Source organism: Streptomyces sp. NBC_00212 (assembly GCF_045206365.1).
In the GTDB taxonomy this organism is placed as follows: Bacteria; Actinomycetota; Actinomycetes; order Streptomycetales; family Streptomycetaceae; genus Streptomyces.
On record NZ_CP108115.1, the window covers coordinates 6,881,797 to 6,900,931 of the forward strand.

At 70.9% G+C, this 19,135-nt stretch carries 18 protein-coding genes and 1 tRNA gene; 11 read left to right on the top strand and 8 right to left on the bottom strand.

From position 1 onward, the window contains the following. Positions 1–22: 22 nt before the first annotated feature. Positions 23–754, top strand: a complete 732-nt coding sequence (locus OHA17_RS31355) for a molybdopterin-dependent oxidoreductase (protein WP_406509321.1) — start codon at positions 23–25, stop codon at positions 752–754. Then, on the top strand, positions 696–1,361 hold the full coding sequence (locus OHA17_RS31360) for a cytochrome b/b6 domain-containing protein (RefSeq protein WP_406509322.1): 666 nt from the start codon (positions 696–698) through the stop codon (positions 1,359–1,361). Before OHA17_RS31355 ends, OHA17_RS31360 begins: the two co-directional genes overlap by 59 nt. Here the strand turns inward: OHA17_RS31360 and OHA17_RS31365 are convergent. Further along, on the bottom strand, positions 1,347–2,753 hold the full coding sequence (locus tag OHA17_RS31365; RefSeq protein WP_053723453.1) for a gluconate:H+ symporter: 1,407 nt from the start codon (positions 2,751–2,753) through the stop codon (positions 1,347–1,349). The genes OHA17_RS31360 and OHA17_RS31365 overlap by 15 nt on opposite strands. 12 nt (positions 2,754–2,765) lie before the next feature. Then, positions 2,766–3,275, bottom strand: a complete 510-nt coding sequence (locus OHA17_RS31370; RefSeq protein WP_406509323.1) for a gluconokinase — start codon at positions 3,273–3,275, stop codon at positions 2,766–2,768. 160 nt (positions 3,276–3,435) lie between these two features. Here OHA17_RS31370 and OHA17_RS31375 point away from each other — a divergent pair, with 160 nt between their 5' ends. Together OHA17_RS31375 and OHA17_RS31380 are read left to right on the top strand one after the other, a co-directional pair. Next, positions 3,436–4,137: a FadR/GntR family transcriptional regulator gene (locus OHA17_RS31375; RefSeq protein WP_406509324.1), complete on the top strand. Its 702-nt coding sequence runs from the start codon at positions 3,436–3,438 to the stop codon at positions 4,135–4,137. Positions 4,138–4,367: 230 nt separating this feature from the next. Beyond that, positions 4,368–5,825 (top strand): amino acid permease, encoded by a 1,458-nt coding sequence (locus OHA17_RS31380; protein ID WP_406509325.1) that lies wholly within the window; start codon positions 4,368–4,370, stop codon positions 5,823–5,825. A gap of 58 nt (positions 5,826–5,883) precedes the next feature. Here the strand turns inward: OHA17_RS31380 and OHA17_RS31385 are convergent, their stop codons facing one another. Then, positions 5,884–6,591 (bottom strand): TetR/AcrR family transcriptional regulator, encoded by a 708-nt coding sequence (locus OHA17_RS31385; RefSeq protein ID WP_406509326.1) that lies wholly within the window; start codon positions 6,589–6,591, stop codon positions 5,884–5,886. 117 nt (positions 6,592–6,708) lie between these two features. On the opposite strand from OHA17_RS31385, the gene OHA17_RS31390 reads away from it, so the two are divergent. The 4 genes from OHA17_RS31390 to OHA17_RS31405 all read left to right on the top strand — a co-directional run bounded on the left by OHA17_RS31390 (position 6,709) and on the right by OHA17_RS31405 (position 11,694). Further along, positions 6,709–8,202: an APC family permease gene (locus tag OHA17_RS31390; RefSeq protein ID WP_406509327.1), complete on the top strand. Its 1,494-nt coding sequence runs from the start codon at positions 6,709–6,711 to the stop codon at positions 8,200–8,202. A 61-nt stretch (positions 8,203–8,263) separates the two neighbouring features. Next, positions 8,264–9,907: an amidohydrolase gene (locus tag OHA17_RS31395; protein WP_406509328.1), complete on the top strand. Its 1,644-nt coding sequence runs from the start codon at positions 8,264–8,266 to the stop codon at positions 9,905–9,907. Between the two features lie 66 nt (positions 9,908–9,973). Then, positions 9,974–11,059 (top strand): S-(hydroxymethyl)mycothiol dehydrogenase, encoded by a 1,086-nt coding sequence (locus OHA17_RS31400; protein ID WP_406509329.1) that lies wholly within the window; start codon positions 9,974–9,976, stop codon positions 11,057–11,059. Further along, positions 11,059–11,694, top strand: coding sequence for an MBL fold metallo-hydrolase (locus tag OHA17_RS31405; RefSeq protein WP_406509330.1), 636 nt, complete (start codon positions 11,059–11,061; stop codon positions 11,692–11,694). Before OHA17_RS31400 ends, OHA17_RS31405 begins: the two co-directional genes overlap by 1 nt. Before the next feature lie 405 nt (positions 11,695–12,099). Here OHA17_RS31405 and OHA17_RS31410 read toward each other — a convergent pair whose 3' ends face one another. The 4 genes from OHA17_RS31410 to OHA17_RS31425 form a co-directional block, all read right to left on the bottom strand. Then, entirely contained in the window at positions 12,100–12,969 is an 870-nt protein-coding gene (locus tag OHA17_RS31410; protein ID WP_406509331.1) for an amidohydrolase family protein, read from the bottom strand. Further along, positions 12,966–13,280 carry an L-rhamnose mutarotase gene (locus tag OHA17_RS31415; protein WP_406509332.1) on the bottom strand — a complete coding sequence of 105 codons (315 nt, stop codon included), beginning with the start codon at positions 13,278–13,280 and terminating at the stop codon, positions 12,966–12,968. Before OHA17_RS31415 ends, OHA17_RS31410 begins: the two co-directional genes overlap by 4 nt. Continuing rightward, positions 13,277–14,221: an aldo/keto reductase gene (locus tag OHA17_RS31420; RefSeq protein WP_406509333.1), complete on the bottom strand. Its 945-nt coding sequence runs from the start codon at positions 14,219–14,221 to the stop codon at positions 13,277–13,279. The genes OHA17_RS31415 and OHA17_RS31420 overlap by 4 nt, the downstream gene beginning before the upstream one ends. A gap of 91 nt (positions 14,222–14,312) precedes the next feature. Beyond that, positions 14,313–15,263, bottom strand: a complete 951-nt coding sequence (locus OHA17_RS31425) for a pseudouridine synthase (protein ID WP_406509334.1) — start codon at positions 15,261–15,263, stop codon at positions 14,313–14,315. Between the two features lie 194 nt (positions 15,264–15,457). Between OHA17_RS31425 and OHA17_RS31430 the strand changes: the two genes are divergently transcribed. Beyond that, positions 15,458–16,984 (top strand): beta-ketoacyl-[acyl-carrier-protein] synthase family protein, encoded by a 1,527-nt coding sequence (locus OHA17_RS31430; protein ID WP_406509335.1) that lies wholly within the window; start codon positions 15,458–15,460, stop codon positions 16,982–16,984. A gap of 80 nt (positions 16,985–17,064) precedes the next feature. Here the strand turns inward: OHA17_RS31430 and OHA17_RS31435 are convergent. Beyond that, positions 17,065–17,152 (bottom strand) — tRNA-Leu (locus OHA17_RS31435). Between the two features lie 187 nt (positions 17,153–17,339). Here OHA17_RS31435 and OHA17_RS31440 point away from each other — a divergent pair. Both OHA17_RS31440 and chpH read left to right on the top strand, forming a co-directional pair. After that, entirely contained in the window at positions 17,340–18,671 is a 1,332-nt protein-coding gene (locus OHA17_RS31440; protein WP_398879543.1) for a M20/M25/M40 family metallo-hydrolase, read from the top strand. Positions 18,672–18,854: 183 nt separating this feature from the next. Then, positions 18,855–19,088, top strand: a complete 234-nt coding sequence (chpH, locus tag OHA17_RS31445; RefSeq protein WP_398879541.1) for a chaplin ChpH — start codon at positions 18,855–18,857, stop codon at positions 19,086–19,088. Positions 19,089–19,135 lie beyond the last annotated feature (47 nt).

Genomic DNA, 19,135 nt, shown 5'->3' on the forward strand with positions numbered 1-19,135 from the left:
CCCAGGGTGTTCGAATCGTCGGGTGACACCAGAACCAACGCCGCCGCCCGCGCGCGGCGCACCCGTCGGGCGCCGGCTCGTGCTCGGCATGCTCGGCCTCGGCGTGGCCGGGGTCGCCTCGGCGCGCTACGTCCAGGGCGGCCTGGAGTCGTTCCTGGGCGCGGCCGCCGACAAGGACCCGACCGGGCTCACCAATCTGCTGCCCAACGGCGGCGGCTTCCGCTACTACTCGGTCGCCGCCTCCGTGCCGAACCGGAGCGCCGCCGACTACCGGCTCACCGTCGACGGCCTGGTCACCAGGCCCGCCACGTACACCCTCGACGCACTGCGGGCGATGCCGCAGACCCGGCTGGTGCGCGATGTGCAGTGCGTGACCGGGTGGCGGGTTCCCGGCACGCCGTTCGCGGGCGTCCAGCTGTCCCGGCTGCTCGACGCGGCGGGGGTTCGGCCGGGCGCCGGGGCGGTCCGCTTCACCTGCTTCGACGGCGCGTACAGCGAGAGCCTCACCCTCGAACAGGCGCGCCGCGACGACGTGTTGATCGCGCTCAGCATGCAGGACAAACCGGTCAGCCACGCCCACGGCGGCCCGGTCCGCCTGTACGTGGCGCCCATGTACTTCTACAAGTCGGCGAAATGGCTGTCCGGGATCACCGTGACGGAAAAGGTCGAGCGGGGATTCTGGGAGGAGCGAGGCTATGACACCGACGCCTGGGTCGGCCGGTCCAACGGACGCGAAGACACCCCCACCTCCTGAACTCCCGCACAGCGTAAGGAGGTTCACGCCCGCGGTGCGATGGGTGCACCGGACCACGGCCGCTCTGATGGGCGCCTGTGTGGTCACCGCGGCGATTCTCTACGTCCCGCAGTTCGCCGAGGCCGTCGGCCGCCGGGAGCTGGTGGTGCGGGTGCACGAGATCTGCGGGGTGCTGCTGCCCGCGCCGGTCCTGCTCGGCCTCGCCTCGCGGGCCTTGCGGGCGGACCTCGGTCGCCTCAACCGTTTCCTGCCGTACGACAGGACCTGGCTGCGCACCGTGCTGCGCCGGGAGCGGGAGCCGCGGCCGGCCGGGAAGTTCAACGCGGGGCAGAAGGTGTACGCGGGCTGGATCGCGGGGGCCGCCCTGGTGATGCTGGGCACGGGGCTGCTGATGTGGTTCACGCACCTGGCGCCGATCGAGGTGCGGATCGGGTCCACGTTCGTGCACGACTGGCTGTCGCTCGCCGTCGGCATCGTCGTCATCGGGCATGTGTGGATGGCGATCGGCGACCCGGAGGCACGCCGTGGCATGCGCACCGGGTCGGTCGAGCGGCCCTGGGCGAAACGCGAACACCCGTTGTGGGAGCCGGAACTAGACGACGAGTGACAGGAGCAGCACGAAGCCGAGCGACACCACGGAGATGATCGTCTCCATCACCGACCAGGTCTTGACCGTCTGGCCGACGTTCATCCCGAAGTACTCCTTGACCAGCCAGAACCCGGCGTCGTTGACGTGGCTGAAGAAGAGCGAACCGGCGCCGACGGCGAGCACGAGCAGGGCGGCGTGCGCGGTCGACATGTCGGCTGCGAGCGGTGCCACCAGGCCCGCCGCGGAGATCGTCGCCACAGTCGCGGACCCCGTCGCGAGCCGGATCGCCACCGCGATCAGCCAGGCGAGCAGCAGCGAGGGAATCGCCCAGTCCTTGGAGAAGTCCAGGATCATCCGGCCGACACCCACGTCGATCAGCGTCTGCTTGAAGCCGCCGCCCGCGCCCACGATGAGCAGGATGCCCGCGATCGGCGCGAGGGACTTCTCGACGGTCGTCGAGATCCGCTCCTTGGTGAACCCGGCCGCCCGCCCCAGCGTGAAGATGCCGACCAGGACGGCCGCGAGCAGCGCGATCAGCGGCGAGCCGACGACGTCGGTGACCCGCTGGACGTGGTTCTTCGGGTCGTCGACCACGATGTCGACCAGCGCCTTGGCCAGCATCAGGACGACCGGCAGAAGCACGGTCGTGATGGTCGCGCCGAAGCTCGGCCGCTTCTCCAGGTCCTCGGAGGGCCGGGTCGGCACCATCTTGTCCGGGGCCGGGATGTCGACCCAGCGGGCGGCGTACTTCGAGAACAGCGGGCCCGCGATGATCACCGTCGGCACGGCGACGACCACGCCGAGCGCCAGCGTCACGCCCAGGTTGGCGCCGATCGCGTCGATGGCGACGAGCGGCCCCGGGTGCGGCGGGATCAGGCCGTGCATCACGGAGAGACCCGCGAGCGCCGGGATGCCGATCCGCATGAGCGAGTAGTTGCCGCGCTTGGCGACCAGCAGCACCACGGGGATCAGCAGCACGATGCCGACCTCGAAGAACAGCGGAAGCCCGATGATCGAGGCGATGGCCACCATCGCCCAGGGCATCGCCCGCCCGCCGGACTTCCCGGCCCTGGCCAGGATGGTGTCGACGATCTGGTCCGCGCCGCCGGAGTCGGCGAGCAGCTTGCCGAGGATGGCGCCGAGCGCGATCAGCACCCCGACGCCCGCGACCGTGCTGCCGAGGCCGCCGCTGAAGCTGGCGATGGCCTTGTCGAGCGGGGCGCCCGCGAAGGCGCCGAGCGCCAGCGAGCCGATGGTCAGGGCCAGGAAGGCGTGCAGCTTGAACCTGGTGATGAGCAGGACGATGACGGCGATGCCCGCGAGTACGGCAATGCCCAGCTGGGTGTTGCCGGCCGAGGTGATCGGCTGCGTGGCGTCCGCTGCCAGGAACTCGACGCTGAGTCTGGTCACGGTGGGGATTCCTTAGTCGGTGAGCGGTCGCAGCGCGGCGGCGGCCCGCTCCGCGATGTCCTCGGGGGTGCCGGACACGTCGACGGCGACGCCCGCCTCGTCCGGGCCGAGCGGCTGGAGGGTGGCGAACTGCGAGTCGAGCAGCGCGGCCGGCATGAAGTGCCCCGTGCGCTCGGCCATCCGCCGCTCGATGAGCGCACGGTCGCCGGTCAGGTGCAGGAAGACGAGGCCGGGGGCGGCCGCCCGCAGCCGGTCGCGGTAGCAGCGCTTGAGCGCCGAGCTGGAGACGACCCCGCCGAGCCCGGCCCGGCCGTGCGCCCACGCGCCGATCGCGTCGAGCCAGGGCCGGCGGTCGTCGTCGTCGAGCGGGATGCCCGCGGACATCTTGGCGACGTTGGCCGCGGGGTGGAAGTCGTCGCCCTCGGCATAGGGGACGCCGAGCCGTGCCGCGACCAGCGGCCCGATGGTCGTCTTGCCGGTCCCGGCAACGCCCATCACGACGATGGTCAGGGGGGAGTTCATGCGGGTGGTGCCTCGCTGTCTTCGTCGACATCGATGTCCGTCGCGCACACTCAAACCCATTAGGTACGACATATTCAAGAGGTCGTGATTTAAAAGTCATACTTTTGTGGCCTCAGTGCTGAGGCTCCAGAGCCTCGACGGGGGCCCGTACGCTTGGCCCATGACGACTCAGGCCCGGGGGCTCCACACGCATGTGCTCGACAGCCTGGGTCTGGCGATCACCGCGGGCGAGTACCCGCCGGGCAGCGTGCTGCGCACCGACGAGCTGGCCCGGCGCTTCGACGTCTCGCGCACCGTGATCCGCGAAGTGGTCCGCGTCCTCGAATCCATGTATCTGGTCGAGTCCCGGCGCCGGGTCGGCGTGACCGTGCGGCCGGCCGAGCAGTGGAACGTCTACGACCCGCAGGTCATCCGGTGGCGGCTCGCGGGCGCCGACCGGCCGCGCCAGCTGCGCTCGCTCACGGTGCTGCGCTCCGCCGTGGAGCCCGTCGCCGCCGGGCTCGCCGCGCTCAGGGCCACCCCCGCCCAGTGCGCCGACCTCACCGAGCAGGCCCTAGGCATGGTCGCCACCTCGCGCGGGCGGCAGCTGGAGGCGTACCTCGTGCACGACGTCGCCTTCCACCGGATCGTGCTCAACGCGTCCGGCAACGAGATGTTCGCCCGGCTCGGCGACGTGGTGGCCGAGGTCCTCACGGGCCGCACCCACCACCAGGTGATGTTCCCCGATCCGGACCCGGCGGCCGTCACTTTGCATGTGCGGGTGGCCGAGGCGGTCCGTGAACGCGACGCCGCGGAGGCCGAGCGGCTGACCCGGGAGATCGCGGTCGGCGCCCTTGAGGAACTGGACGTTCTCGCTCCATAGGTACCCTAGGCAACAAAAAACGCTCAGCGGATACCTTTTAGTTACCTCTGAAACACCTCAAATCTGTCTCTACGTGACATTGGACACTGCCAAACTGTGCCGACAGCCGGGACTATGGGCCGCTGGTCCGTGCCAAGGTGACGACTAGTCCCTGCCAAGGTGACGACCTGGATCACCGGTACGGCCGGTCCCGCACGACCGCATGACCCCTCACAAAGGCGAACTACTCCATGAGTGACCGCACCATGCCTGCGGCCGAGACCCAGGATGCCCCCGCGGGGGCATCGACGGGCACCCCCCACATCGACGCCGGTGACGCCGGTTACAGCAAGGACCTCAAGTCCCGCCACATCAACATGATCGCCATCGGCGGCGCGATAGGCACCGGCCTCTTCCTCGGTGCCGGCGGCCGGATGGCGGGCGCGGGCCCCTCGCTCGCGATCGCCTACGCGGTCTGCGGCGTCTTCGCCTTCTTCGTCGTACGGGCCCTCGGCGAGCTCGTGCTCTACCGCCCCTCCTCGGGCGCCTTCGTCTCCTACGCCCGTGAGTTCATGGGCGAGAAGGGCGCCTACACGGCGGGCTGGCTCTACTTCCTGAACTGGTCGACCACGGCCGTCGCCGACATCACCGCGGCCGCGACCTACGCCCACTTCTGGGCCATGTTCAGCAGCGTCCCGCAGTGGGTCTGCGCGCTCGTCGCACTCGCCGTCGTCCTCACCGCCAACCTCATCTCGGTGAAGTACTTCGGCGAGATGGAGTTCTGGTTCGCGATCATCAAGGTCGTGGCCCTCGTCGCCTTCATGCTGGTCGGCATCTACCTCGTGGTCACCCAGCACGACGTGGACGGCTCCACGCCGGGCTTCGCCAACATCACCAGCCACGGCGGCATCTTCCCGATGGGCATGCTGCCCATGCTGCTCGTCATCCAGGGCGTCGTCTTCGCGTACGCCTCGGTCGAGCTGTGCGGCGTCGCCGCCGGCGAGACGGAGAACCCGGCGAAGGTCCTGCCCAAGGCGATCAACTCGATCATGTGGCGCGTCGGCATCTTCTACGTCGGCTCGGTCGTGCTGCTCGCGCTGCTGCTGCCGTACACCGAGTACTCCGAGAACCAGAGCCCGTTCGTCACCGTCCTCGACAAGATCGGGGTGCCGGGTGCGGCCGGCGTGATGAACCTGGTGGTCCTCACCGCGGCCCTCTCCAGCCTCAACTCCGGTCTGTACTCCACCGGCCGCATCCTGCGCTCGATGTCGCTCGCCGGCTCCGCGCCCAAGTTCGTCGGCGTCATGAACAAGGGCAAGGTCCCCTACGGCGGCGTGCTGCTCACCGCCGGATTCGGCGTCCTCGGCGTCGCCCTGAACGGCATCGTCCCCGGCGACGCCTTCGAGATCGTGCTGAACTTCGCCTCCATCGGCATCCTCGGCACCTGGGCGATGATCATGATCTGCTCGCTGCTGTTCTGGCGCCGCGCGCAGCAGGGCCGCCTGCAGCGCCCCTCCTACCAGCTGCCCTGGGCCCCGTACACGCAGCTCGTGACGCTCGCCTTCCTCGCGACCGTGGCGTTCTTGATGTGGTACGGCGGGGGCGTCGGCCGCACCACGATCTACTGCCTCCCGATCATCGCGGCACTGCTCGTCGGCGGCTGGTACCTGGTCCGCAAGCGCGTCGGCACGATCGCCTCGGGCGAGTAGACCGGCACATCAAAGAGGGCGGCACCCCTGGTCACGGGGGTGCCGCCCGCTTTCGTGCTCACGTGCGTACGTGCTGCAAGCGGGACGCGGCCGCCGCGAGCATCATCTCCAGGGCCGCCGGATAGGCACTGCGGCCCATCTCCGCCACCAGCGTCGGCGCGGTCGCGGCCACATGCGGATGAGTGTCCGCCGGGAGCCGCGCGTACCGCTCCCGCCAGGCCCGCTCCTCAAGGACCCGGGACTCCTTCGGCAGCGTGAACACGGCCGCGTCGAGCGCCGCGAACGACAGAGCCTGGTCGACGAACACGTGGTAGATCCGCACCGCCTCGGCGTCCGGGAACCCGGCTCCGCGCAGGATCCCGAGGATCGTCTCCACCGACCGCATCTCGTGCACCCGCCCGGTCACCCGCGTGCAGGTGAGCAGCGCCGCCTGCGGATGGGCCTGGTAGTCGGCGTGGATGCGCAGCCCGAGGGAGCGCAGATCGGCCCGCCACTCGCCGGTCGGCCGCCAGACCTTCAGGGTGCGGCCGATGAGCTCGTCGGCCACCGCGAGCAGGAGGTCGTCGGTGTCGTGAAAGTAGCGGTAGAGCGCGCTCGGATCGGCGCCGAGCGCCGTGCCCAGCCGGCGCACGGTCAGCGCCGCCGCGCCGTGCTCGCCGATCAGCCGCAGCGCCGTCTCGACGATCAGCTCCTCGGACAGGACCGTGCCCCGCTTGGTGGGCCGGCGCCGCCGCCGCTCCCCGTCCGGTACGACTCGCTCGCTCATGCGCCGCACCCTACGAAGCGGCGCCCGTTATGACAACAGCGTTGACGCACCGACTTCACCCGGAGTTCGATGTGCCGCCATCGGGGCCGAAAAGCGCCCCTCGGCGAAGGAGCGACCGTGCGCACTCCCTACGGCAGTGACCCACCCGTTCTGCGCAAGAGCCTCGGCGTCCTGGACGGCGTCGCCATCGCGGCCTCCTCCACGGCCGCCACCACCAGCATCGGCATTGGACTCGGCGTCACGGCCGGCGCCGTGGGCCTGCACCTCCCGATCGTCATGCTGCTCGCGTTCGTGCCGATCCTGGGCATCGCGAGCGCGTACACGCGGCTTAACAAGGTCGAGCCCAACATGGGCAGCGGCTATGTGTGGGTGGGCCGTTCACTCAGCCCCTGGCTGGGCTTCCTCACCGGCTGGATCGGCATCGTCTCGACCGTCGTCTTCCTCTCCTACACGACCGCCGTCACCGGCTCCGCCCTCATCCAACTGGCGGGCGAGACAGGCCTGCACACGCTCGGCGGGCTGCGCCTGAACCCCGACTCCACGGCCCAGTCCACCGCGATCGGCATCGTGATCCTGGTCGCCGTCACCTTCACCGCGGTCGTCGGCACCCGCTCGGCCGCCGCCCTCCAGAAGTGGCTCCTGGTCTTCGAGTACGCGGTACTGCTCGGCTTCTGCGGCTACGGACTGTTCAAGGGCCCGCACCCCTTCAGCCTCGACTGGCTGAACCCGTTCACCATCCCCTCGGGCCAGGCCCTCGCCCAAGGGCTGCTGCTCTCCGTCTTCTGCTACTGGGGCTTCGAGTCGACGTTCAGCGTGAACGAGGAGATCAAGGACCCCGAGGACGCCTCCAAGGCCGGACTGATCACCCTGTTCACCATGCTCGGCCTGTTCCTGCTCGGCTCGTTCGCGTTCCAACGCGTGCTCTCCGAGGACGAGTTGGTGGGCCACGGCGCCCAGGGACTCACCTTCTTCGGTGACCGGCTCGCCGCCCAGCCGCTCGCGGCCCTGCCCCTGGTCGCGCTCACGTTCTCGGCGGTCGCCTCGCTCCAGTCCGGCGTCATCCCCACCGTGCGCGGCATGTTCGCGATGAGCCGGGACCGCACCCTCGGCCCGCTCTGGCTCAAGGTCAGCCCCAAGTACGGGACTCCGGCGGCGGGCACGGTCGCGATCGGCTGCGTCGCGGCGGCCATCGCCGTCCTCTCGCTGCTCATCCCCAAGATCGGCGACCTGATCCTGGCCTCCGTCAACGCCATCGGGATCGTCGTGTCCCTCTACTACGCGCTGACCGCCCTGGCCGCGGCGAGCCGCTTCCGCGGCGCGCTCAAGGAGAGCGTGGGCGAGGCCGTACGCGCCGTGGTGATCCCGGTCCTGAGCGCCCTCTTCCTGCTCGGCCTCGGCGGCTACCTCGGCTGGACCTTCTACACCTCCGCCGACCACTTCGAAGTCAGCCCCGACAACGGCTGGTTCATGCTCCTGTGCCCCGCGGTGATGCTGCTCAGCGGGTTCGTCGCCGCGGCCTGGGCCAAGTGGGTAAGGAAATCCCCGTACTTCGTCACGGGCCTCTCGACGATGGAAGGCGATCCGGCGCCGCTGGGCGCGGAAGCCGCCTGAATCACCCGTACCACTCCCCGACATCCCTTCCCTGGCATCCCCGACAGAAATGGATCCGCACATGCGCCACACCCCCGCCGACCTGGTCTTCACCGGCGGCCCGGTCCTCACCCTGGACGCCGCCCGCTCCCGCGCCACCACCGTGGCCGTCACCGGGGACCGCATCACCGCCGTCGGCCACGACGAGGTGCGCGAGCTGATCGGCCCGAAGACCCGAGTCGTCGACCTGGCGGGGAAGCTGCTGATCCCCGGCTTCCAGGACGCCCACGTCCACCCGGTGTCGGCGGGCATCGAGCTGGCGCGCTGCGACCTCACGGGCCTCATTACGGCGACCGACACCCTGGCGGCCGTGCGGGCCTACGCCGACGCCCACCCCGAGCAGGAGTGGATCACCGGCGGCGGCTGGTCCATGGAGGCCTTCGAGGGCGGCAGCCCCACCCGCGACCTCCTCGACCGCGTCGTGCCCGACCGGCCCGTCTACCTCCCCAACCGGGACCACCACGGAGCCTGGGTCAACACCCGCGCCCTGACCCTCGCCGGGATCACCCGGGACACCCCCGACCCCGCCGACGGCCGCATCGAGCGCGACGCGACCGGCGAACCCACCGGGCTGCTCCAGGAGGGCGCCATGGACCTGGTCGGCCGGCTCACCCCCCGCTCCACCCCCGCCGAACGGCTCGCCGCCCTGCTGCGCGCCCAGGACCACCTCCACTCGTACGGGATCACCGCCTGGCAGGACGCGATCGTCGGCAACTTCGGCTCGATGGACGACCCCGCCGACGCCTATGTCGCCGCTGCCCGCGACGGCTCGCTGACCGCGCGGGTCGTCGGCGCGCTGTGGTGGGACCGCGAGCGCGGCGCCGAGCAGATCCCCGAACTGGTCGATCGGCGCCGTGAGTTGAGCCACGGCCGGTTCAACGCCGGATCGGTGAAGATCATGCAGGACGGGGTCGCCGAGACCGGCACCGCGGCTCTGCTCGGCCCCTACCTCGACGCCTGCGGCTGCGCCACCGCCAACACCGGCACCAGCTTCGTCGACCCCGCCGAACTGCGCTCGTACGTCACGCAGTTGGACGCGCTCGGCTTCCAGGCCCACTTCCACGCGCTCGGGGACCGGGCCGTGCGCGAGGCGCTCGACGCGGTGCAGGCGGCCCGCGAGGCCAACGGCTGGACCGACACCCGGCCCCACCTCGCCCACCTCCAGATCGTCCACCCCGACGACATCGACCGCTTCCGCGCACTCGGCGCCACCGCCAACATCCAGCCCCTGTGGGCCTCGCACGAACCCCAGATGGACGAGCTGACCATCCCCTTCCTCGGCGAGGAGCGGGCGGCCTGGCAGTACCCGTTCGCGGCGCTGCTCCACGCCGGGGCGACCGTGGCGGCGGGCTCCGACTGGCCGGTCAGCAGCCCCGACCCGATGGAGGGCATCCACACTGCGGTGAACCGGATCGCCCCCGGCGAGAAGGGCCCGGCCTTCCTCCCCGCGCAGCGGATCACCCTGACGGCGGCGTTCGCCGCGTACACGGCAGGAACGGCCCATGTGAACCACCTCGACGACACGGGCTCGATCCGCGCGGGCGCCCTCGCGGACCTCGCGGTGCTCGACCGGGACCCGTACGCGGCCCCGCCGGAGGAGATCGGCGCGACCCGGGTCCTCGCGACCTATGTCGGAGGCCGACAGGTGCACGACGCCACCTCGTAGCCACCTCATAAGGTGTATTCCAGGTACACCCGAATACGCCCGACGGCACGAACAGGGAGTGGCGGCATGTCGCAGCAGGTCCAAGGAGTCATCGCACCGGGGAAGAACCAGCCCGTACGGGTGGAGACCATCGTGGTGCCCGACCCGGGGCCCGGCGAGGCGGTGGTGAGGATCCAGGCCTGCGGCGTCTGCCACACCGACCTGCACTACAAGCAGGGCGGCATCAACGACGACTTCCCGTTCCTGCTCGGCCACGAGGCGTCCGGGATCGTGGAGTCGGTGGGTGAGGGCGTCACCGACGTCACGCCCGGCGACTTCGTGATCCTCAACTGGCGTGCGGTGTGCGGCAGTTGCCGGTCCTGTCTGCGCGGCCGCCCGCAGTACTGCTTCAACACGCACAACGCGCGGCAGAAGATGACGCTGCTCGACGGGACGGAGCTGTCGCCCGCCCTCGGCATCGGCGCGTTCGCCGAGAAGACGCTGGTCGCGGCGGGCCAGTGCACCAAGGTCGACCCGGCGGTGTCCCCGGCTGTGGCGGGCCTGCTGGGCTGCGGCGTGATGGCCGGCATCGGCGCGGCCATCAACACCGGCAACGTCGGCCGGGGCGACTCGGTCGCGGTCATCGGCTGCGGAGGCGTCGGCGACGCTGCGGTCGTGGGCGCGAAGCTCGCGGGCGCGGCCCGGATCATCGCCGTCGACATCGACGACCGCAAGCTGGCGACGGCCAAGGCGATGGGCGCCACGCACACGGTCAACTCCCGCACGCAGGACGCCGTCGAGACGATCCGCGAGCTGACCGGCGGCAACGGGGCGGACGTCGTCATCGAGGCGGTGGGCCACCCGGAGACGTACAAGCAGGCGTTCTACGCCCGCGACCTGGCGGGCACGGTGGTCCTGGTGGGCGTGCCGACCCCCGAAATGACCCTGGAACTCCCGTTGTTGGACGTCTTCGGCCGGGGCGGCGCCCTGAAGTCCTCCTGGTACGGCGACTGCCTGCCGTCCCGCGACTTCCCGATGCTGATCGACCTGCACCAGCAGGGCCGGATCGACCTCGGGGCGTTCGTCACCGAGACGATCGCGCTGGACGAGGTCGAAAAAGCCTTTGAGCGGATGCACGAAGGTGACGTTCTGCGCTCGGTGGTGGAGTTCTGATGACCGTTCGCGCACGAATCGATCATCTGGTCACGTCCGGCACGTTCGCTCTCGACGGCGGTACGTGGGATGTCGACAACAACGTGTGGATCGTCGGGGACGACGAGGAGGCGGTCGTCATCGACGCGGCGCACGATGCCGAGGCGATCCTGGCGGCGCTGGGCAGCCGCAGGCTGAAGGCGATCGTCTGCACCCACGCCCACAACGACCACATCGACGCGGCGCCGGCGCTTTCGAAGGCGACAGGAGCACCGGTTCTGCTGCACCCGGCCGACCTCCCCCTCTGGAAGCAGACCCACCCGAACCGCCCGCCGGACGGCGAACTGGCAGACGGCGAGCGGCTGTCGATCGCGGACGTGGAGCTGGAGGTGCTCCACACTCCCGGCCACGCCCCGGGCGCGGTCTGCCTGTACGCCCCGGCGCTGGGCACGGTCTTCACGGGCGACACGCTGTTCGCGGGCGGCCCCGGCGCGACGGGCCGCTCCTTCTCGGACTTCCCGACGATCATCGACTCGATCAGGGAGCGATTGCTGACGCTGCCGCCGGAGACGGCTGTCCGCACGGGCCATGGTGACACCACGATGGTGGGCGCGGAGGCGCCGTGCGTTGGGGAGTGGGTGGCGCGGGGGCATTGACTCCGGGGCTCGCCGACTGCGGCGGCGCGGGCGGCTGTTTGCGCAGTTCCCCGCGCCCCTAAACCCTGTTCGTCCTCGGGCCGTGCGTGGTCGCTCGCGCAGTTCCCCGCGCCCCTGGCGGGGTCGGTGCTGGCCAGCACCGGGGCGTTTCAGCCCGTCCGGCGTTTGAGGACGAGCGCCCTTAAGGCGCGAACGGGGTCTGGGGCGGAGCCCCAGGCAGTGACCACCAGGCCGCGCCCGAATGACATCCCCCGGCGGGTATCGGGAAGGGGTGGGGTGGGGCCTCCGGGGTCTGGGGCGGAGCCCCAGCGCACTCCGCCCGAGCCGCACCCCCGCCCCCGCCCCCGGAGGCCACGCGGCGGAGCCGCAGAGTGTCACAGCGGGAAGGGGCGGGGTGGGGGAAAGCTAAGCCGGCGGACGCAAGCCGTACGCCCCCCGAGCCGTCCCCCCGAACACCGCCCCCCACTCACCCGCACTCAACCCCAACCCGGCCAGAACCCCGCGAGCGGCCCCCACCACACCCCCGTACGGCGCAGCCAGCACGCACACCGGCCAGTCCGACCCCCACATGACCCGCCCCGCCCCGAACGCGTCGAGCACCGTCTCGGCGTACGGTCGAAGGTCCGCCACGGTCCAGGACGCCCACGCCGCCTCCGTCACCATCCCCGACAGCTTGCACACCGTGTTGGGCAGCGAAGCCAGCGCCCGAACGTCCGAGGCCCAGGGCTCAAGGGCCCCGGAGGCGATGGGCGGCTTCCCCAAGTGGTCCAGTACGAAGGTGAGTCCGGGGTGCAGCGCGGCGACCCGGGCGCAGGCGGGCAACTGGTCCGCGCGCACCACCAAGTCGTACGCGAGCCCAGCCGATGCCACGGCCTCCAGCCCGCGCCGCACATCGGCGCGCGACAGCCACCCGGGATCCCTCTCGCCCTGCACCTGGTGCCGGATCCCCACAAGGCGCCCACCGCCGGGCAGTCCGCGCAGCCGGGCCAGCTCATGGGCGATGCCCGGCGAGGTGAGGTCGGTCCAGCCGACCACCCCGGCGACGAGATCACTGCCGTCCGCGAGCGCGAGCAGCTCCGGGGTTTCCTCGGCCACGGTCACGGTCTGGACGACCACCGTCGCCGTAACCCCGGCTGACGAGGCCTCGGGGCGCAGGTCGTCCAGCGTGAAGTTCCGCCGCAGCGGCGCGAGTTGGGGCCCAGAGAACCAGTCCTGGTCGCGGACGCCCAGATCCCACACGTGATGATGGGAGTCGACGAGACCGGGCCCGCTCACAGCTCCCACACCACCGGCAGCCCCGCCTGCGACGCATCTTCGCTCGAATAATCGTGCACGACATCGAGCAGTTCGCCCATCCGAACCTGCCACGCCACATTCACCGGCAATTCCGCCAACTCGCTCAGCAAACGGCCGTAATCCGCGCATTCGATCAAATGGAACAGCTCGGTGCCGCTGCGCCAGATCGTCCAGGACGTGGCGCCGGCGGCGGAGATCGCGGCCCTGAGTTCCGGCGACACCTCGCGGTGCGCGGCCTCGTACTCCTCGATCCGGTCGGCCCGGACCCGCGTGTGCAGCGCGACCCTCATATGCCCAGCTCCTCCCAGAGCGCGTCCGGCACCGGCGTTGCGAACATGGCCGCGGTGTCGGCGACTTCGGCCGCCGAACGCGCCCCGACCAGCACGCTCGCCACCGCCGGATGCCGCAGCGGAAACGCCAGCGCGGCGGCCCGCAGAGCGACCCCGTGCCCCGCGCAGACCGCCTTGATCTTCAGCGCCCGCTCCACGAGCTCCGGGGGCGCGGCCGCGTAGTCGTACGTCGCGCCGGGCCGGGGATCGGCGAGCAACCCCGAGTTGAAGACCCCGCCGACCACCACGCTCCTGCCGCGCGCGGCGGCCTCCGGCAGCAATTCCTCGGCCGCGCCCTGGTCGAGCAGCGAGTAGCGTCCGGCGCAGAGCACGGCGTCCACGTCCGACTCGCGCAGGAAGCGCGCCAGTAGCGAGGTCTGGTTCATGCCGACGCCTATGGCCCGTACGACACCTTCCGCACGCAGCCGTTCCAGCGCCGGGTACGCCTGACTGAGTGCCTGCTCGCCGTGGTCGTCCGGGTCGTGCAGATAGGCGATGTCGATCCGGTCGAGCCCGAGTCGCTCCAGGCTGGCCTCGATGCTGCGGCGCACCCCGTCCGCGCTGAAGTCCCAGCGGCGCCGGTGCGAGGCCGGCACGGCGAAACCCTGAGCGAGATCGTCCCCGCCGCCCTCCCAGGGCTCCAGGATCCGGCCGACCTTCGTGGAGAGCGTGTACGCGTCGCGGGGGCGGTCACGCAGCGCGGCCCCCATCCGGCGCTCGGAGAGCCCGAGTCCGTAGTGCGGGGCGGTGTCGAAGTAGCGGATGCCCGCGTCCCAGGCGGCGTCGACCGCACCCCGGGCCGTCCCGTCGGACAGCGGACTGAAAAGGTTGCCGAGGGCGGCACCGCCCAAGGACAGAGAGGTCACCGGACAGCGGCCCGCACCTAGCGAGGTAGCACGCATGCCCGCATATTTATCAGACCTTTGCGGGGTTCAGGCACCCCTGAGGCCCCAATTTCCTTACGGGGAGCCCGTATTGATCCGATGTCTGACCTCATCCTTCCGGTCTCCGGACGCTCGGCCATCCCGCCAGCCGAAGCCCGCTCTCAAACCGGTGGACTCGCCCATCCACCGGATCGGTGAACTCCAGGACCTTGGCAAGGAGTTGCAGCGGCGCCCCGAAGTCGTCCGGCGCGGACTCCGGCAGGACCACCGGATACACCGGATCGTTGAGGATCGGCAGCCCGAGCCCGTGCATGTGGACCCGCAGTTGATGGGTGCGGCCGGTCGCGGGGAGCAGGCGGTAGCGGCCCAGCCCGTCGCGCTGCTCGGCCAGTTCGATCCGGCTCTCGGCGTTGGGCTCGCCCGCCTCCTCGCGGGCGGCGATGACCCCGCGTTCCTTCACGATCCGGCTGCGTACGGTCACCGGCAGCGCCACCCCGGGGTCGTACGCCGCCACCGCCTCGTACTCCTTGCGCACCCGGCGCCCGCTGAACAGGTTCTGGTACGCGCCCCGGTCCTCGGGGCGTACGACGAACAGGGCGAGGCCCGCGGTGAGCCGGTCGAGGCGGTGGGCGGGCTGGAGCGCGGGCAGCGCCAGATCCCGCCGCAGCCGGGCCACCGCCGTCTCGGTGATGTGCCGGCCCCGCGGCGTGGTGGCGAGGAAATGCGGCTTGTCGGCGATCACGATCCGCTCGTCCCGGTACGCGATCCCGATCTCGAACGGCACCGCCACCTCCGGCGCGAAGTCCCGGTGGAACCACACGTGCATTCCGGCCCGGTACGCCTCCGCCCCGCTCAGCGCCCCCTCGGCCCCGACGAACCGCCCCTCGCGCAGCATCGCGCTCACCCGCTCCGCGCCGACCGCACCCTCGAACCGGCCCAGCAGGTGATCACCGACCGTCGTCCAGAGCCCCTCCGGATCGGCGGGCAGCCGCACACGTACCGGATCGATGCCGTCGCGCTGCGCGAGCGGGGCGGACGGCGTCCTGGATCTGCGTCTCACGGAACCAGAGAACCCCACCGGCCCCGCAGAAGCAAGAGAATCCCAGGTCAGCGCCTTCCCGGGGGAACAGAGGCCGAAGCAAGGCAGGTGAGGCAGCCCTTCCGGGCCTGCTTTCTTCGCGATCGGGAGGCATGCTGCCTGGGGGGATTGAAGGCGAAATATCCATACCTGCCACAAATGAGGCAAAGGCAAAGATGAACGAAGAGTCGGTTATGGGCGGCAAGTGCGTCCTGCTCACCACGAGCGAACTGGTGCCCGGGGACGTCATCGCGACGGATCCGGACGGCCCCTGGCTCGTGGTGGTGCGCACCGCGCCCGCGACCGAGACGAAGACCCGGCTGCAACTGCGCCCCCTGACCGGCGGCCCCGACCTGGAGCGCGTGCTGCCGCGCTACGAACGCCAGGTCGTCCGCACGACGCGGGTGGACCCCGCCGATCTGCCGGACCCGTCGCAGTGGGCCGTGCCACGGGGGCGCCGGGTCGTGGTGACGGGCCTCGGCGCCGTCAGCCCGCTCGGCGGCGACGTGCCGGGTCTTTGGCAGGGCCTGCTCGAAGGGCGCTCCGGGGTCTCGGTGATGGAGGGCCCGGACTTCGACGGGCTTCCGGTCCGCCTTGCCGCCCGGGCCGCCGTCGACCCCGCCCAACTGCTGCCGAGGCCCGTGGCGCGGCGGATGAACCGGTCCGCCCAGTTCGCGCTGCTCGCCGCCCGCGAGGCCTGGCGGGACGCCGGCCTCGACCTCTCGGGAACCGCGGCCAGCGGCCTGCGCCCGGCCCGTACCGGGGTGTCGATGGGCACGATCATCGGCGGCGCGCCCGTCATGGTCGAGAGCCGGCTCACGCTCATCGCGCGCGGCCCGAGAGCGGTCTCCCCGTACACCACGCCCATGACCGTGCCGTCCGCCTCGGCCGCCCAGATATCCAAGGACCTCGACATCCGCGGCGAGGCCCGCACCTTCGTCTCCGCCTGCGCGTCCGGTACGGAGGCGATCGGGCAGGCCATCGACGCCATCCGCGCCGGCCGGGTCAACCTCGTCGTCGCGGGCGGCACGGAAGCCGTGATCACCCCGGAGATCCTCGCCGCCTTCGCCGCGATGCGGGCGGTTTCGACCCGCAACGACCAACCGGCCGGGGCGTCAAGGCCGTTCGACGAGGCGCGCGACGGGTTCGTGCTGGGCGAGGGCGCGGGCGTACTGATCCTGGAGGACGAGGAGCACGCCCGGGAGCGCGGCGCCCGCATCTACTGCGAGGCGGCCGGCTGGGGCCTGTCCGCGGACGCCTTCCACATGGCGGCCCCCGAACCCGAAGGCCGCGGCGTCGAGGCCGCGCTGCGCTCCGCCCTCGCGGACGCCGGGGCCACGCCCGCCGACGTCGCCCACGTCAACGCGCACGCCACGGCGACCGTCGACGGCGACCGCACCGAGGCCCGAGCGCTGGGCCGCCTCTTCGGCAGCCACACCCGCGACATCCCCGTCACCGCGAACAAGGGCGCCCTGGGCCACCTCCAGGGCGGCGCGGGCGGGGTGGAGGCCATCGCCGCCATCCTGACCCTGCGCGACGGCCTGATCCCCCCGACCGTCGGCTGCGACCACCCCGAGGAGGGCCTGGGCCTGGACGTGGTCCGCGACACCCCCCGCCCCCTGCCGCCGTGCGGCGACATAGTCCTGAGCAACTCCTTCGGCTTCGGCGGCCACAACGCGGTCGTGGCCTTCCGACGGGTGTGAACCGCGCGGGACTTCGGCGCCGCCCCGGCGGCCCACCGCCCCGGAAACGCGAAAGAACCCCACCGAAGTGGGGTTCCTGCTGGTGTCCGAGGGGGGACTTGAACCCCCACGCCCGATAAAGGGCACTAGCACCTCAAGCTAGCGCGTCTGCCATTCCGCCACCCGGACAAGGTGTCTGTCTCGCGGGCCGTGCCCGTTCCGACGTGGAAAACAATAGCAAACATCCGGGGGTGCTCGATCACCCCCGTGGCCTGCGTGAACACGGGATGTCGGCGGGAAGCCGCCCTTGGGCGGCGAGGGGGCGCGGGGGCAGGATGGGGGCGGACCACACGGAGCGACAGCGGGAGGAAGCAGCGTGAGCGAGTCGAGCACGACCCGGACCGGCGGCGTGACCGGTCAGGACGAGGTCGTCGACCTCTGTCGCGATCTGATCAGGATCGACACCAGCAACTACGGCGACCACTCCGGACCCGGTGAGCGTGCGGCCGCGGAGTACGTCGCGGAGAAGCTCGCCGAGGTCGGCCTGGAGCCGAAGATCTTCGAGTCGCACAAGGGCCGCGCCTCCACCGTGGCCCGGATCGCGGGCGAGGACCCGTCGCGGCCCGCGCTGCTCATCCACGGCCACACCGACGTCGTACCGGCCAACGCCGACGACTGGACCCACGACCCCTTCGCCGGCGAGATCGCGGACGGCTGCGTGTGGGGCCGCGGCGCCGTCGACATGAAGGACATGGACGCGATGACCCTCGCGGTCGTGCGCGACCGGCTCAGGAGCGGCCGCAAGCCCCCGCGCGACATCGTCCTCGCCTTCCTCGCCGACGAGGAGGCCGGCGGCACGTACGGGGCGCGCTTCCTCGTGGACAAGCACCCCGAGCTCTTCGAGGGCGTCACCGAGGCGATCAGCGAGGTCGGCGGGTTCTCCTTCACCGTCAACGAGAAGCTGCGGCTCTACCTCGTGGAGACGGCCCAGAAGGGCATGCACTGGATGAAGCTGACCGTGGACGGCACCGCCGGGCACGGCTCGATGATCCACAAGGACAACGCCATCACCGAGCTGTCCGAGGCGGTGGCGCGGCTCGGCCGGCACAAGTTCCCGGTGCGGGTGACCAAGACGCTGCGGCACTTCCTCGACGAGCTCTCGGACGCGCTCGGCACCGAGCTCGACCCCGAGAACATGGACGAGACGCTCGCCAAGCTCGGCGGCATCGCCAAGCTCATCGGCGCCTCCCTCCAGAACACCGCCAACCCGACCCAGCTGGGCGCCGGTTACAAGGTCAACGTCATTCCGGGGCAGGCGACCGCCCATGTCGACGGGCGCTTCCTGCCGGGGTACGAGGAGGAGTTCCTCGCCGATCTGGACCGGATCCTGGGGCCGCGCGTGAAGCGCGAGGACGTCCACGCGGACAAGGCTCTGGAGACCACCTTCGACGGCGCCCTGGTCGACGCCATGCAGATCGCGCTGCAGGCCGAGGACCCCATCGCGCGCGCCGTGCCGTACATGCTCTCGGCCGGCACCGACGCCAAGTCCTTCGACGACCTCGGCATCCGGGGCTTCGGCTTCGCGCCGCTGAAGCTGCCGCCGGAGCTCGACTTCGCCGGGATGTTCCACGGCGTGGACGAGCGGGTCCCGGTCGACGGCCTGAAGTTCGGCGTGCGCGTCCTCGACCGGTTCATCGACGCGTCCTGAGGTCAGCCACGGCCTCCGGGCGCCGGGTGGGCGCCGAAACGACGCCGCACTAATCGTTTGAACGTACGCATCCGACTGAAAAGAGTGAATGCACTCATATGCTCGTAGCCCAATAACTTCCACCTCGTTACAGGGTGTGCGGTCCGCGGCTGGGATCGCACATTTGCCAACAAGGAGGAAGTAATGATCAAGAAGGTCGTCGCTGCTGCGGCTATCACTGGTGGTCTGGTTCTCGCGGGTGCGGGCCTGGCTGTCGCCGACGCGGGTGCTCAGGGTGCGGCTGTGAAGTCCCCGGGTGTCCTGTCGGGCAACGTCGTTCAGGCGCCCATCCACATCCCGGTGAACGTCTGCGGCAACACGGTCTCCGTGATCGGGCTGCTGAACCCCGCCTTCGGCAACACCTGCGTCAACAAGTGACGTTGTGCCTCAACCCGTGAGGGTCTGAGCCGGGCGGCCCCGGAGTG

What these genes read in the sequence shown, in the direction of transcription:
- OHA17_RS31360 (WP_406509322.1), top strand. Translation starts at nt 696, where the DNA reads ATGACACCGACGCCTGGGTCGGCCGGTCCAACGGACGCGAAGACACCC.
- OHA17_RS31370 (WP_406509323.1), bottom strand. Translation starts at nt 3,275, where the DNA reads ATGAACTCCCCCCTGACCATCGTCGTGATGGGCGTTGCCGGGACCGGC.
- OHA17_RS31375 (WP_406509324.1), top strand. Translation starts at nt 3,436, where the DNA reads ATGACGACTCAGGCCCGGGGGCTCCACACGCATGTGCTCGACAGCCTG.
- OHA17_RS31380 (WP_406509325.1), top strand. Translation starts at nt 4,368, where the DNA reads ATGAGTGACCGCACCATGCCTGCGGCCGAGACCCAGGATGCCCCCGCG.
- OHA17_RS31385 (WP_406509326.1), bottom strand. Translation starts at nt 6,591, where the DNA reads ATGAGCGAGCGAGTCGTACCGGACGGGGAGCGGCGGCGGCGCCGGCCC.
- OHA17_RS31395 (WP_406509328.1), top strand. Translation starts at nt 8,264, where the DNA reads ATGCGCCACACCCCCGCCGACCTGGTCTTCACCGGCGGCCCGGTCCTC.
- OHA17_RS31400 (WP_406509329.1), top strand. Translation starts at nt 9,974, where the DNA reads ATGTCGCAGCAGGTCCAAGGAGTCATCGCACCGGGGAAGAACCAGCCC.
- OHA17_RS31405 (WP_406509330.1), top strand. Translation starts at nt 11,059, where the DNA reads ATGACCGTTCGCGCACGAATCGATCATCTGGTCACGTCCGGCACGTTC.
- OHA17_RS31415 (WP_406509332.1), bottom strand. Translation starts at nt 13,280, where the DNA reads ATGAGGGTCGCGCTGCACACGCGGGTCCGGGCCGACCGGATCGAGGAG.
- OHA17_RS31420 (WP_406509333.1), bottom strand. Translation starts at nt 14,221, where the DNA reads ATGCGTGCTACCTCGCTAGGTGCGGGCCGCTGTCCGGTGACCTCTCTG.
- OHA17_RS31430 (WP_406509335.1), top strand. Translation starts at nt 15,458, where the DNA reads ATGAACGAAGAGTCGGTTATGGGCGGCAAGTGCGTCCTGCTCACCACG.
- chpH (WP_398879541.1), top strand. Translation starts at nt 18,855, where the DNA reads ATGATCAAGAAGGTCGTCGCTGCTGCGGCTATCACTGGTGGTCTGGTT.